At 71.5% G+C, this 14,152-nt stretch carries 12 protein-coding genes; 7 read left to right on the forward strand and 5 right to left on the reverse strand.

Going from position 1 to position 14,152, the window contains the following annotated elements; translation table 11 throughout:
* Positions 1–34: 34 nt before the first annotated feature.
* Positions 35–715, reverse strand: coding sequence for an MOSC domain-containing protein (locus tag BX283_RS24500; protein ID WP_101392550.1), 681 nt, complete (start codon positions 713–715; stop codon positions 35–37).
* 81 nt (positions 716–796) lie between these two features.
* Between BX283_RS24500 and BX283_RS24505 the strand changes: the two genes are divergently transcribed.
* Positions 797–1,693: a LysR family transcriptional regulator gene (locus BX283_RS24505; protein WP_101389649.1), complete on the forward strand. Its 897-nt coding sequence runs from the start codon at positions 797–799 to the stop codon at positions 1,691–1,693.
* Positions 1,694–1,779: 86 nt separating this feature from the next.
* Here BX283_RS24505 and BX283_RS24510 read toward each other — a convergent pair whose 3' ends face one another.
* A complete protein-coding gene (locus BX283_RS24510; protein ID WP_101389650.1) occupies positions 1,780–2,112 on the reverse strand; it encodes a WhiB family transcriptional regulator in 333 nt (110 codons plus the stop codon).
* A gap of 406 nt (positions 2,113–2,518) precedes the next feature.
* On the opposite strand from BX283_RS24510, the gene BX283_RS24515 reads away from it, so the two are divergent.
* From BX283_RS24515 to BX283_RS24530, 4 genes are all read left to right on the forward strand, one after another.
* A complete protein-coding gene (locus BX283_RS24515) occupies positions 2,519–3,130 on the forward strand; it encodes a response regulator transcription factor (RefSeq protein WP_003948568.1) in 612 nt (203 codons plus the stop codon).
* 255 nt (positions 3,131–3,385) lie between these two features.
* A complete protein-coding gene (locus BX283_RS24520) occupies positions 3,386–3,961 on the forward strand; it encodes a sigma-70 family RNA polymerase sigma factor (RefSeq protein ID WP_067163238.1) in 576 nt (191 codons plus the stop codon).
* 154 nt (positions 3,962–4,115) lie between these two features.
* Positions 4,116–5,621 carry an IMP dehydrogenase gene (gene guaB, locus BX283_RS24525; protein ID WP_101389651.1) on the forward strand — a complete coding sequence of 502 codons (1,506 nt, stop codon included), beginning with the start codon at positions 4,116–4,118 and terminating at the stop codon, positions 5,619–5,621.
* A gap of 131 nt (positions 5,622–5,752) precedes the next feature.
* Positions 5,753–6,877: a GuaB3 family IMP dehydrogenase-related protein gene (locus BX283_RS24530; RefSeq protein ID WP_067163242.1), complete on the forward strand. Its 1,125-nt coding sequence runs from the start codon at positions 5,753–5,755 to the stop codon at positions 6,875–6,877.
* Between the two features lie 79 nt (positions 6,878–6,956).
* Here BX283_RS24530 and BX283_RS24535 read toward each other — a convergent pair whose 3' ends face one another.
* Both BX283_RS24535 and BX283_RS24540 read right to left on the reverse strand, forming a co-directional pair.
* Complete coding sequence (locus tag BX283_RS24535; protein ID WP_257583750.1) at positions 6,957–7,442, reverse strand: hypothetical protein; 486 nt, start codon at positions 7,440–7,442, stop codon at positions 6,957–6,959.
* A gap of 108 nt (positions 7,443–7,550) precedes the next feature.
* The gene (locus BX283_RS24540) at positions 7,551–8,795 is read right to left on the reverse strand and encodes a nucleotide sugar dehydrogenase (protein WP_101389652.1); all 1,245 of its coding nucleotides are present in this window, start codon (positions 8,793–8,795) and stop codon (positions 7,551–7,553) included.
* Positions 8,796–9,014: 219 nt separating this feature from the next.
* On the opposite strand from BX283_RS24540, the gene BX283_RS24545 reads away from it, so the two are divergent.
* Positions 9,015–10,721 carry a glycerol-3-phosphate dehydrogenase/oxidase gene (locus BX283_RS24545; protein ID WP_101389653.1) on the forward strand — a complete coding sequence of 569 codons (1,707 nt, stop codon included), beginning with the start codon at positions 9,015–9,017 and terminating at the stop codon, positions 10,719–10,721.
* Here the strand turns inward: BX283_RS24545 and BX283_RS24550 are convergent.
* Positions 10,718–11,815 (reverse strand): serine hydrolase, encoded by a 1,098-nt coding sequence (locus BX283_RS24550; RefSeq protein ID WP_101389654.1) that lies wholly within the window; start codon positions 11,813–11,815, stop codon positions 10,718–10,720. The two genes, BX283_RS24545 and BX283_RS24550, sit on opposite strands and share 4 nt — an antisense overlap.
* A gap of 247 nt (positions 11,816–12,062) precedes the next feature.
* On the opposite strand from BX283_RS24550, the gene BX283_RS24555 reads away from it, so the two are divergent.
* Positions 12,063–14,057, forward strand: a complete 1,995-nt coding sequence (locus BX283_RS24555) for a serine/threonine-protein kinase (protein ID WP_101389655.1) — start codon at positions 12,063–12,065, stop codon at positions 14,055–14,057.
* Positions 14,058–14,152 lie beyond the last annotated feature (95 nt).

Here is a 14,152-nt window from a genome sequence, read left to right on the forward strand (position 1 = left end):
CCCACAGGTGACAGCGGTGTGACGCCCTGTCCGGTCAGGAAGCCGGCCGGGCGGCCTGCCGCTCCATGTACTTGCGTACGGTGTCGTGGCGCTCCGGAGGCATCGCCTCGCCCGCCGCCAGGGTGCGCGGCAGCAGCTCCCGTTCGGTGGTGAAGGCGCGGAACCAGAACGCCGCCGACACCTCGTGCGCGGGCCGGTGGACGACCTCGATCGCGTCGCCCGCGCGGATCTCGCCCTCCTCGATCACCCGGAGGTAGGCACCGGGCGCCTGGGCCTGGGTGAACCGCTTGACCCACCCCTGCTCGCCCAGGGCGCCCGCGAACGTACGGCACGGAATGCGCGCGCAGGAGACCTCCAGGACCACGTCCGCCCCTATCCGCCAGCGCTCGCCGATCCGGGCGTCGCTGACGTCGACGCCGTACGTGGTGAGGTTCTCGCCGAAGATCCCGCCGGGCAGCTCGCGGCCCAGCTCCTTCTCCCAGGCGTCGAGATCCTCGCGCGCGTAGGCGTAGACCGCCTGGTGGTCGCCGCCGTGGTGGCGCGTGTCGCACACGTCGTCGCCCGCGACCCCGCTGGCGCCCACGCCCTTGGGGCCGGGCCGGAAGATGCGTACGGGGCCCTCCACCGGGCGCTTGCCGATGCCGGTGAGCCCGCCCTCGGCGTCGGTGTAGTCGACGGCCGTGGCCCGCCCCGCGTTCACAGACAGAAGCTTCATGAGGCGCACGCTAACCCGAACTGTCTCAAAGCAGCTACCCGATATCCCGCGTGATCTCCAAGTAGCCCTTATGCTCGCAGAGTGATCGAGGCCCGTCATCTCCGCGTCCTGCGCGCCGTCGCCGCCACCGGCTCCTTCTCGGCCGCCGCGCGCGAGCTCGGCTGCACCCAGCCCGCCGTCAGCCAGCAGATGAAGGCCCTCGAAACGTCCGCGGGCACCCCGCTGCTCATCCGCACCGGCCGCGAGACCCGGCTCACCCAGGCCGGCGAGGTCCTGGTGCGGCACGCCTCCGGCATCCTCGCGGGCCTCACCGCAGCCGAGGAGGAGGTCGCGGCCATCGCGGGCCTGCGCGCGGGCCGGGTCCGGCTCGTCTCCTTCCCCAGCGGCTCCTCCACCCTGGTGCCCAGCGCGCTGGCGGCGCTGCGCGCCGCCCACCCCGGCACCCGCGTCTCCCTGGTCGAGGCCGAGCCGCCGCGCTCGGTGGAGATGCTGCGCGAGGGCGACTGCGACATCGCGCTCGCCTTCCGGTACGGGGCGGCCACCGCGGAGGAGTGGGACGACCTGGTCGTACGGCCGCTGCTGATCGACCGCCTGGTCGGGCTCGTCCCCGAAGGGCACCGGCTGGCCGAGAGCGGCACGGTCGACATCCGCGACCTCGCCGAAGAGCCGTGGATCGCGGGCTGCCCGCGCTGCCGGCGCCAACTGGTCGATGTCTGCGAGGAGTCCGGCTTCACCCCGCGCATCGACTTCGCCACCGACGACTACCCGGCCGTGATCGGCCTGGTCGGGGCCGGGCTCGGGGTCGCGGTGCTGCCGGAGCTGGCGATCGCCTCGGTACGCCCGAAGGGCGCCCGTACGGTCACGGTGGAGCCTGCCGTGGAGCGCGAGATCGTCGCGCTCACGCTGCCCGACCTGGCCAGGGTCCCGGCCGTCGCGGCCACCCTGGACCAGCTGGCCGGAGCGGCCGCCCGCAACTGAGCGCCGGGCGGCCGGGCGCGTGCCCCCGCTCAGAGGTTGCGCCATCCGGCGCAGGAACGTTTCTGCGAATCCGGGGCGCCTCGGCGCTAGCCGTGGCCCCGCTCGCCCGGCGCTCCCGCGCCCGCCGCCGTCACCAGCCGGTTGCGCGCCCTGCCCATCAGCTCTTCGCGCTCGTCCTCGGTGAGTCCGCCCCATACGCCGTAGGGCTCGCGCACCGCGAGGGCGTGCGCGGCGCACTGGGCGCGTACCGGGCAGCGCATGCACACCTCTTTCGCCGAGTTCTCGCGCGCACTCCTGGCCGCGCCGCGTTCGCCCTCCGGGTGGAAGAAGAGGGAGCTGTCGACCCCGCGGCATGCGGCGAGGAGCTGCCAGTCCCACAGATCGGCGTTCGGTCCGGGAAGGCGGGAGAAATCTGCCATTGCTCATGTCCCCTTGAAGCCGTGCCTGAGGTGGATGGGCCGGGTACCCCGGATCACTGGGGTGTACCGACGAACGTACATCTACGGTGTTAGTAGATGTAAATATGACTCATTGCGAATCTAGCCACAGACACCAGGAAAAGGGAAGAAAAGCCGCTAAATGGGGCATAGCTCCAAGCGAACGACGGGTGAGCCGCGATGCGCGCCCGGCGCACACGCTTCCTCACGTAGAGTGCCGAAGGTGCCCGTCCGACCCGTAACTCTTTCGAGTGACCGTCGTTGAGAGTGCGGAGCGGTTGAAAGAACAAGCGCTCGGGCAGGTGTCCGAGAGCGTCAATCGCACAGGTGACGATACGTAACCAGCCTGGAGGCTCAAGGTGACGCGCATCAGCTGCGGAGGGCGGCCATGACATCCGTCCTCGTCTGCGACGACTCCCCGCTTGCCCGAGAGGCGCTCCGACGTGCGGTAGCGACCGTGCCGGGCGTCGAGCGTGTGACGACGGCGGCCAACGGCGAGGAAGTCCTCCGCCGCTGGGGTGCCGACCGCTCGGACCTGATTCTGATGGACGTACGCATGCCCGGTCTGGGCGGCGTGGAGACCGTCCGGCGGCTGCTGTCCGCCGACCCGGGCGCCCGCATCATCATGCTGACGGTCGCCGAGGACCTCGACGGGGTGGCGCTCGCCGTCGCCGCCGGCGCTCGCGGCTATCTGCACAAGGACGCCTCGCGCGCGGAGCTGCGCGCGACCGTCACGCAGGCGCTCGCCGACCCGACCTGGCGGCTGGCGCCGCGCAGACTGCGTTCGGCCGAGATGGGCGCGGCGCCCACGCTCACCGCGCGCGAGATCCAGGTGCTCGAAGGCATGAGCCACGGCCGGTCCAACGCCGAGATCGGGCGCGAGCTCTTCCTCTCGGAGGACACCGTGAAGACGCACGCCAGGCGGCTGTTCAAGAAACTCGGTGCCTCGGACCGGGCACATGCGGTGGCACTCGGCTTCCGCTGGGGCCTGGTGCGCTGACCGGCCCGCGGAGCGGTCCGCCGGATCCCCGTCCGTCGTCGGCGGGCGGGTCCGTACCCCCGCTCCGAGGAGCGGCGTGTGACGCTTCGCGCGCGATGCCGCATCCTTGAAGGTGTGGAGTTCCTCGGGGACGAGTCGGTCGAGCGGGAGGGGAGGGCGCAGGAGATGACTTCCGGCGCACCTGCTCATAACGCTTCGGTGCACAACTATGGACGCGGTGCCACGGATTCTGCGACGCCGGGGCACCATGGATCGATGCGCGACGACGAGCCAACGGTGATCGGTGCACTCGTTCACCGTGCCGTCGACGGCGACGAACAGGCCACGCACGATCTCCTGGCCCATGTTCACCCGCTCGCGCTGCGCTACTGCCGCACCCGGCTGAACCGTCTGCCGGGTGATGCTCGCCACTTCGTGGAAGACCTCGCGCAGGAGGTCTGCGTCGCCGTGCTCATGGCGCTGCCGCGCTATCGGGACACCGGCAGGCCCTTCGAGGCGTTCGTGTTCGCCATCGCCTCGCACAAGGTCGCCGACCTCCAGCGGGCCGCGATGCGCCACCCGGGCTCCACGGCGGTCCCCTCGGACGAGATGCCCGAGCGGCCCGATGACTCGCTGGGCCCCGAGGAGCGCGCACTGCTCAGCAGTGACGCCGAGTGGGCCAAGAAGCTGCTCGCCAACCTGCCGGAGAACCAGCGCGAACTGCTGGTGCTGCGGGTCGCCGTCGGCCTCACCGCCGAGGAGACCGGCCAGATGCTCGGGATGTCGCCGGGCGCCGTCCGGGTCGCCCAGCACCGGGCGCTCAGCCGTCTGAGGGCGCTCGCCGAGCAGTAGGCCGCACCCCGTCTCACCGTCTCAGGTACACCCATCCCACCTCACGTACGTGTGAACGTACAAAGAATTCGGTTGATCTTGTTCATGGAATGAGACACCGCGCCAGCCCGTTAGCATGGACATCCGCACCGATCAAGGCCATGGGGAAGGTGTCATGACTGCAAACGTCGACGGAGTGCCCGACAAGTTCGCGATGCTCGGGCTGACATACGACGACGTGCTGCTGCTGCCGGGCGCGTCCGACATGGCGCCCGACCAGATCGACACTTCCTCGTACCTCTCGAAGAACGTGAAGGTGAACGTCCCGCTGCTGTCCGCGGCGATGGACAAGGTCACCGAGGCGCGCATGGCCATCGCGATGGCCCGCCAGGGCGGCGCCGGCGTCCTGCACCGCAACCTCTCGATCGAGGACCAGGCCAACCAGGTCGACCTGGTCAAGCGCTCCGAGTCCGGCATGGTGACCGACCCGATCACCGTCCACCCGGACGCGACGCTGCGCGAGGCCGACGAGCTGTGCGCCAAGTTCCGCATCAGCGGCGTCCCGGTCACCGACCCGGCGGGCAAGCTGCTCGGCATCGTCACCAACCGCGACATGGCCTTCGAGTCCGACCGCTCGCGCCAGGTGCGCGAGGTCATGACCCCGATGCCGCTGGTCACCGGCAAGGTCGGCATCTCCGGTGTGGACGCGATGGAGCTGCTGCGCCGCCACAAGATCGAGAAGCTGCCGCTCGTCGACGAGGCCGGCATCCTCAAGGGCCTCATCACGGTCAAGGACTTCGTCAAGGCCGAGAAGTACCCGAACGCGGCCAAGGACAAGGACGGCCGGCTGGTCGTCGGCGCCGCCGTCGGTGTCGCGGGCGACGCCTACGAGCGCGCCCAGGCGCTGATCGAGGTCGGCGTCGACTTCATCGTGGTCGACACCGCCCACGGCCACTCCCGGCTGGTCGGCGACATGGTCGCCAAGATCAAGTCGAACTCGGCAGGCGTCGACGTCATCGGCGGCAACATCGCCACCCGCGACGGCGCCCAGGCGCTGATCGACGCGGGCGTCGACGGCATCAAGGTCGGCGTCGGCCCCGGCTCCATCTGTACGACCCGTGTCGTCGCCGGTATCGGCGTCCCGCAGGTCACCGCCATCTACGAGGCCTCGCTCGCCGCCAAGGCCGCGGGCGTCCCGGTCATCGGCGACGGCGGCCTGCAGTACTCGGGCGACATCGCCAAGGCCCTGGTCGCGGGCGCCGACACGGTGATGCTCGGCTCGCTCCTGGCGGGCTGCGAGGAGTCCCCGGGCGAGCTGCTCTTCATCAACGGCAAGCAGTTCAAGTCCTACCGGGGCATGGGCTCGCTCGGTGCGATGCAGTCCCGCGGCGACCGCAAGTCCTTCTCCAAGGACCGCTACTTCCAGGAGGGCGTCGCCTCCGACGAGAAGCTGGTCCCCGAGGGCATCGAGGGCCAGGTTCCCTACCGCGGCCCGCTCTCCGCGGTCGTCCACCAGCTGGTCGGCGGCCTGCGCCAGTCGATGTTCTACGTCGGCGGCCGCACGGTCCCGGAGCTTCAGACGAACGGCCGGTTCGTCCGGATCACCTCGGCGGGCCTCAAGGAGAGCCACCCGCACGACATCCAGATGACGGTCGAGGCGCCGAACTACACCAAGCGCTGACCACGCCCACGCGCGCGTGGACGGAGTGAGGGGCGGCCCCGGTTTTCCGGGGCCGCCCCTCGCCCGTATGTCGGGGACACGCATGTCGGGGATACTGGGACGGCAGACGTAGAGGGAAAGGCCCACACAACGTGACTGAGATCGAGATCGGGCGCGGCAAGCGCGGCCGCAGGGCGTACGCGTTCGACGACATCGCCATCGTCCCGAGCCGGCGCACCCGGGACCCGAAGGAGGTCTCGATCGCCTGGCAGATCGACGCCTACCGGTTCGAGCTGCCGTTCCTGGCCGCCCCGATGGACTCCGTCGTGTCGCCGCAGACCGCGATCCGCATCGGTGAGCTCGGCGGTCTGGGCGTGCTGAACCTCGAAGGCCTGTGGACCCGGTACGAGGACCCGCAGCCGCTGCTCGACGAGATCGACCAGCTGGACGAGGCCGCCGCGACCCGCCGCCTCCAGGAGATCTACGCGGCCCCGATCAAGGAAGAGCTGATCGGGCAGCGCATCAAGGAGGTGCGCGACTCCGGTGTGGTCACCGCGGCCGCGCTCTCGCCGCAGCGCACGGCGCAGTTCTCCAAGGCCGTGGTGGACGCGGGTGTCGACATCTTCGTCATCCGCGGCACGACCGTCTCGGCGGAGCACGTCTCCGGCGCGGCCGAGCCGCTCAACCTGAAGCAGTTCATCTACGAGCTGGACGTCCCGGTGATCGTCGGCGGCTGCGCCACGTACACCGCGGCCCTGCACCTGATGCGCACCGGCGCGGCCGGCGTCCTGGTGGGCTTCGGCGGCGGCGCCGCGCACACCACGCGCAACGTGCTCGGCATCCAGGTCCCGATGGCCACCGCCGTCGCCGACGTGGCCGCGGCCCGCCGCGACTACATGGACGAGTCCGGCGGCCGGTACGTGCATGTGATCGCGGACGGCGGCGTCGGCTGGTCCGGCGACCTGCCCAAGGCGATCGCCTGCGGCGCGGACGCCGTGATGATGGGCTCCCCGCTGGCCCGTGCCACGGACGCGCCCGGCAAGGGCCACCACTGGGGCATGGAGGCCGTCCACGAGGACGTGCCGCGCGGCAAGCTGGTCGACCTGGGCATCGTGGGCACCACCGAGGAGATCCTCACCGGCCCGTCGCACATCCCGGACGGCTCGATGAACTTCTTCGGCGCCCTGCGCCGCTCGATGGCCACCACCGGCTACAGCGAGCTCAAGGAGTTCCAGCGCGTCGAGGTGACGGTGGCGGACGCGCAGCACAAGCGCTGACGCCCTACGTACTACGTACGTGAAGGGGCCCGGACCGTTTCGACGGTCCGGGCCCCTTTCGCGTGTGGGGACGCGGCGGTTACGCGGCGGCCTTCTTGGAGCCGGAGAACGCGGCGATCGCGGCGATCGCGAAGAACAGGAACGTCATCGGGTCGGCGTCGGACTTCCAGGCCTCGTTCACCACGTCGAGGTGCTGGAACAGCAGCTCCGAGAGGCTGACGGGGAAGTGCTTGGAGATGAGGATGGCCTCGCCGACCAGCTGGCCCGCGTAGACGGAGCCGAGGGCGAGGACCGCGCCGAGCACCGGCAGGGCGGGGTTGCGCCCGCCGACCTTGCCCGAGGCCCAGCCGATCAGGAAGCCGACACCGACGGCCGCGTAGCCGATCTCGTGCTTGGTGGCGCCGACGATCGCGCCGTAGACGCCCGCGCAGACGACGGCGGCGGCGATGGCGGTCAGCAGCCCGCCGGCGAAGTTGTCGCGGACCGGTGCGGGCGGCGGGACCGGGGCGTACCCCGGGAACTGGGGCTGGGGCTGCTGCTGCGGCGGCGGAAAGGACTGGCTCATCTTCGGATCCCCCCGAGGTAAGTGGACGCACGAGCCCGTGAATGCGCACGGCTGTGCGATCGGGCGACCCGAAGAGTAGCAACCGGTGGGTGTGCCGGTGACCGGATTTCAGAGTCGGTGGGCGGCGCCCCCCGGTGTGACGCCCCGGGTGTCGAGCAGCAGCTGGGCCTTGACCGAGAGCCCCTGGAGGTCGTACGTGCGGTGGTGCTGGAGCAGCACGGTCAGGTCGGCGTGGGCGGCGGCCTCGTAGAGCGAGTCCGCGCGCGGTACGGGCTGGTCGCGCACGCGCCAGTCCGGGACGTGCGGGTCGTGGTAGCTCACCGCCGCGCCGAGGTCGATGAGCCGCCCCGCGATCTCGGCGGCCGGGGAGCCCTCCAGATCGGCGAGGTCGGGCTTGTAGGTGACGCCGAGCAGCAGTACGCGCGCGCCCCGGGCGGACTTGCCGTGCTCGTTCAGGAGCGTGGTGGAGCGCTGGATGACGTACTGCGGCATGTGCGCGTTGATCTCCCGGGCCAGCCCCACCATCCGCAGGCCCGTGTACGGCAGCGGGGTCGGGTCCAGTGGGACGCCGTGGCCGCCGACGCCCGGCCCCGGGCGGAACGCCTGGAAGCCGAACGGCTTGGTCTCGGCGCACCGGATCACGTCCCACAGGTCCACGCCCATGTCGTGGCAGAGCACGGCCATCTCGTTGACCAGCGCGATGTTGACCGCGCGGTAGTTGGTCTCCAGGAGCTTGGCCATCTCGGCCTCGCGGGTGCCGCGGGCGCGGACCACCTTGTCGGTGATCCGGCCGTAGAACGCGGCGGCGGACTCGGTGCAGGCGGGGGTGAGACCGCCGATGACCTTGGGGGTGGTGGCGAAGCCGTGCGTGCGGTTGCCGGGGTCGATACGGCTGGCGGAGTAGGCGAGGTGGAAGTCGCGCCCGGCCCGCAGCCCCGAGCCCGCTTCGAGCAGCGGACGCAGGAAGTCCTCGGTGGTGCCGGGGTGGGCGGCGGACTCCAGGATCACGGTGGTGTGCGGGCGCAGCCGGGCCGCGAGCGTACGGGCCGCGTCGGCGACGGCGCTCAGGTCCAGGGTCCGGTCCGCGCCGAGCGGGGTGGGGGCGCAGATCACGGCGGTACGGACCCGGCCGAGCTCGGCCGGGTCGGCGGCCGTCCTGAAGCCGCCCGAGAGCATCCGGCGCAGCTCGGCGGCGGTGAGGGAGCCGTCGACCGGGGGGCGCCCGGCGCGGAGTTCGGCCAGGACACGGGGGTCGGTGTCGTGGCCGACGGTCTCGATGCCCGCGGCGGCGGCGGCCTGGGCGAGGGGCAGGCCGAAGTGGCCGAGTCCGATGACGGCGAGGTCTGCGGGCATGCGGGTGACCGTCCTTCCCATAACCGGAGGGGACATGGAGCGCAAGCCCTGTGGACAGAACGGGCGGACGCAATGTCAGACTAAGAGTAAATATGACCGTTATGCCGTATTGCGGGCCCGGGGTTGTCCGAGTGTTGTCCACAGGCGGTGGCCGATGTCGGTGGTCGCGTCCAGAATCGAGTGTGTGAGCCAGACCACCCCGATCAACGGGAGGCACCCGTGAGGACAGCGACACTGGGACCGGTGCAGCGCGCCGAGGCGCTCGCCGCGATGGCCGAGCGCGAGCTCGACGTGCTGGTCGTCGGCGGCGGGGTGGTCGGCGCGGGCACCGCGCTGGACGCCGCGACCCGAGGGCTCTCGACCGGCATCGTCGAGGCGCGGGACTGGGCCTCGGGCACGTCCAGCCGGTCGAGCAAGCTGATCCACGGCGGGCTGCGCTATCTGGAGATGCTGGACTTCGCGCTGGTCCGGGAGGCGCTGAAGGAGCGCGGGCTGCTCCTGGGGCGCCTCGCCCCGCACCTGGTGAAACCGGTCCCGTTCCTCTACCCGCTCCAGCACAAGGGCTGGGAGCGGTGGTACGCGGGCTCGGGCGTGGCGTTGTACGACGCGATGTCGGTCTCCTCCGGCCACGGCCGGGGCCTGCCGGTCCACCGCCACCTCTCGCGCCGCGGTGCCCTGCGGGTCGCACCCTGCCTCAAACGGGAAGCGCTGGTCGGCGCGTTGCAGTACTACGACGCGCAGATGGACGACGCCCGCTTCGTGGCCACACTGGTGCGGACGGCCGCGAGTTACGGGGCGCAGGCCGCCAATCGGGCCCGGGTGACCGGGTTCCTGCGCGAGGGCGAGCGGGTGGTCGGGGCGCGGGTGCGCGACGTCGAGGGCGGCGGGGAGTACGAGATCCGCGCCAAACAGATCGTCAACGCGACGGGGGTGTGGACGGACGACACCCAGGCGATGGTCGGCGAGCGCGGCCAGTTCCACGTCCGGGCCTCCAAGGGCATCCATCTGGTGGTGCCCAAGGACCGGATCCACTCCACGACCGGGCTCATCCTGCGCACCGAGAAGTCGGTGCTCTTCGTGATCCCCTGGGGGCGCCACTGGATCGTGGGCACGACCGACACGGACTGGGACCTGGACAAGGCCCACCCCGCCGCCTCCAGCGCGGACATCGACTACCTCCTCGAACACGTCAACTCGGTGCTCGCGGTGCCCCTGACCCGGGACGACGTCCAGGGGGTGTACGCGGGCCTGCGCCCGCTGCTCGCCGGGGAGTCGGACGCCACCAGCAAGCTCTCCCGCGAGCACACGGTGGCGCACCCGGTGCCGGGGCTCGTGGTCATCGCCGGCGGCAAGTACACGACGTATCGCGTGATGGCGAAGGACGCGGTGGACGAGGCGGTGCACGGCCTGGACCAGCGGGTCGCGGCCTGCGTCACCGAGGACGTGCCGCTGCTCGGCGCGGAGGGCTACCGGGCGCTGTGGAACGCGCGCGCGAGGATCGCCGCGCGCACCGGGATCCATGTGGTCCGCGTGGAGCACCTGTTGAACCGGTACGGCTCGATGACCGAGGACCTCATCGAGCTGATCGTGGCCGACCCGTCGCTGGGGGAGCCGCTCGGCGCGGCGGAGGACTATCTGCGGGCCGAGATCGTCTATGCCGCCTCGCACGAGGGCGCCCGCCATCTGGACGACGTCCTGACCCGGCGCACCCGCATCTCCATCGAGACCTTCGACCGGGGCACCCTGTCGGCCCGGGAGTGCGCGGAGCTGATGGCGCCGGTCCTCGGCTGGGACGCGAAGCAGATCGAGAAGGAGGTGGAGCACTACGAGAAGCGGGTGGAGGCGGAGCGCGAGTCGCAGCGCCAGCCGGACGACCTGACGGCGGACGCGGCGCGGCTGGGGGCGCCGGACATCGTGCCGATCTAGGGAGAAACCGGGACGCCGGGCCTGTCCTGGGGCGGGGCCGGGCAGAACTCGGCGTCGAGCAGCGAGAGTTCGAGGGAGGGTCTCATGGAGATGTCCGTGTTGATACGGAAAACAGCGGTGTGGCGGCCGTCGGCGGTGGTCGCCGCGCGGACCAGGCTGCCGGATATATGCCCGTTGTGGCCCCAGACGGTGAGGCCGCAGGAGAGCCGCTGCGGGTAGAGGCCGAGGCCGTAGACGCCGTGGGTGGCGGCGGTGTCGAGCAGTTCGCGCTGCTGGGGCGCGGGCAGCAGGCCACCGCCGAGCAGGGCCGCGTAGAAGCGGCTCAGATCGGAGAGCGTCGATATGAGTTCACCGGCGGCGCCCGCCGCGCGCGGGTCCAGGTCGGTGACGTCGCGGCCGTCGGGGGAGTACGCGCGGCTGTGCGGGGCGGGGAGCGTGGTGCGGGCACCCGGGAAGGAGGTGCCGGTGAGACGGAGGGGGGTGATGATGCGGCGTTCGGCCTCGGCGGCGTATGTACGGCCGGTGACCTGCTGAACGACCATGCCGAGGACGACGTAGTTGGTGTTGGAGTAGGCGTAGGTGCCCAGCGGCCCGGGGGAGTGGGCGAGGGCGGTGCGGACGGCTTGTGAGGGGGTGAGTGGAACCGGGACGGTGCTGTCGGCCGTGTAGGGGAACAGACCGCTGGTGTGGGAGAGCAAGGAGCGCAGGGTGAGGTGGCGGCCGTCGTTTCCATGGCCGCGTATCAGGCCCGGCAGATGCTGTTCCACCGTGTCGTCGAGGCGCAGCCTGCCCTCGGCGGCGAGCTGGAGCACCACCGTCGCGACGAAGGACTTGGTGACGCTGCCCGCCCGGAAGCGGTCGTCGCGGCCGAGCCCGGATCCGGCCGTACCGAAGCGGGTGCGGTGGCCGTCGTCCGTGAGCAGGGCGGCGGCCGGGGTACCCGTGTCGGTGACTAGCCGCGCCAGCGCTGTGGCCTGCGGGTCTTTCAGGCCGGTGCGGTCCGGGCGGGCCGGCTCGCCCGGCAGGACCGGTGTGCCCAGGCCGCAGAGCACCACGGCCAGGGGCATGGCGAGCAGCGCCCGGAGTGTCGGCATGGTGGTGGTCCCCCTTCCGGAGCCATCTTGGCGGACGGCGGACCCGGGACAATCATTGGTCCCGACGTGAGAGACAATGGACGCTCTGCCAGGGCGGGTGCCGCTCCCCCGGGGGCCAACCCCCGGACCCCCGGCAGGAGAAGCAGGTCGGAGCGGTGAACCGGGCCGCCTCACGAGGCAAGTTGCGGGAGCCGTCGGCCGGAACGCGGTCGGTGGGGGCGCGGATCAGGGATCGCAGAGGGGACGCATGTCGGAGGCGGAGCAGTCGCGGGAGCCCCAGCGGGACGAGCGGAAGGAGTCCGGCGGGAAAGCCGAGGGACGACTCCTGGCCGATCGGTACCGGCTCGGGGATGTGCTCGGCCGTGGCGGCATGGGCACGGTCTGGCGTGCCGTCGACGAGACGCTGGGCCGTACCGTCGCCGTCAAGGAGCTGCGCTTTCCCAGCAGCATCGACGACGACGAGAAGCGCCGGCTGATCACGCGCACCCTGCGTGAGGCCAAGGCGATCGCCCGGATCCGCAACACCAGCGCGGTCACGGTCTACGACGTCGTGGACGAGGACGACCGGCCGTGGATCGTCATGGAACTCGTCGAGGGCAAGTCGCTCGCCGAAGCGGTGCGCGAGGACGGGGTGCTGACGCCGCGCCGGGCCGCCGAGGTCGGGCTCGCCATCCTCGACGTGCTGCGCTCCGCCCACCGCGAGGGCATCCTGCACCGCGATGTGAAGCCGTCCAACGTGCTCATCGCCGAGGACGGCCGGGTCGTGCTCACCGACTTCGGCATCGCCCAGGTCGAGGGCGACCCCTCCATCACCTCGACGGGCATGCTCGTCGGCGCGCCCTCGTACATCTCGCCGGAGCGCGCCCGCGGCCACAAGCCCGGCCCGGCCGCCGACCTGTGGTCGCTCGGCGGCTTGCTCTACGCGTGCGTGGAGGGCGTCCCGCCGTACGACAAGGGCTCCGCTATCGCGACGCTCACCGCGGTGATGACCGAGCCGGTGGACCCGCCGACCAACGCGGGACCGCTCCTGGAGAAGGTCATCTACGGCCTGCTCGCCAAGGACCCCGAGCAGCGGCTCGACAACGAGGCGGCGCGGGCGCTGCTCACCGAGGTGCTGCACGCCCCGGAGCAGGCCGTGCGGGCACCGGAGCCGGTGTCGTCCGAGGTGACCCGGGTCGTCGCGCTGCCCCCCGTGCCCGGCGAGCCCAAGGGCGACGCGGGTGCCAAGGCGAAGGAGGTGGCCGACGCGGCCGCCGACCGGATGCGCGGCGCGTTCAAGTCCGTGCGGAACGCGGCTGCGGCCGCGCAGACCACGGCCAAGGAGAAGGCGAAGGACAAGGCGGCGGGCAGAGCGGCCGCCAAGCCGGTCGCCGCGGCCGGGTCCGTGCCCGTCGCGCCCCCGGCACCGTCCGGGCCGCCCGCGCCGGTGCGGGCCCCGCTCACCGATGTCGTCCCGCGCCGGACGCTGGTGATCATCGCGGTCGTCGCGGCGCTGGCCGTGCTCGGGACGGTGCTCGCGGTCGCGTTCAGCGGCGGCGACGACGACAAGGGCAAGGGTGGCAAGGGCGACAACAAGGCGTCCAGCGGCGTAACCGCGGGCGGCGACGGCAGCGGCAAGGGCAAGACCGGCGGCACCCAGGGCACGGGCACCGGCCAGCAGCAGGGCCAGGGGCAGACCCAGACCCAGGGCCAGAGCGGCGGCAAGACCCCCGCGTCCCCCCAGACCCCCGGGTCCGGGGCCACGTCCGGGTCCGCGTCCGGGGGCAACGGGGCGGGCGCCAACCTGCCCAGCGGGTACTCCATGCTCACCGACGCCGACTTCCACTTCTCCATGGCCATGCCCGCCGGGTTCCACCGTACCGGCATAGCCGGGGCCAACTCCGGCGGCATATACAGCGCCAACGGCGGCTTCCCGCGCATCCAGGTCGACTTCAACGCCAAGCCGACCGACGACGCCCGGCGGGCCTGGCTGGAGCTGGCCGGCGCGGTCGCCGGGAGCAGCAGCAACTACCACCTGCTCGGCATACAGAAGGTCGACTACAAGGGGTACCCGACGGTCGCCGACTGGCAGTTCGAGCGCGACCAGGGCGGCGAGCGGGTACGGATACTCAACCGCGGCTTCAAGGTCGACGGTTCGCACGGCTACGCGATCATGGTCACCTGCAAGACGGCCGAGTGGGACACGGACGCGTGCGTGACGCTGCGCAAGACGGCGTTCGACACGTTCAGCCCCAAGGACTGAGCAGGCCACGTATCGTGAGAGCTCGCGGACCGTACGCAGCCATAATGGGCCGGTAATCGACCGGAATTGACGGTTTCGCGGGAACAGCGCGCTGT

It is taken from the genome of Streptomyces sp. TLI_146, from assembly GCF_002846415.1.
Classification (GTDB): Bacteria; Actinomycetota; Actinomycetes; order Streptomycetales; family Streptomycetaceae; genus Streptomyces.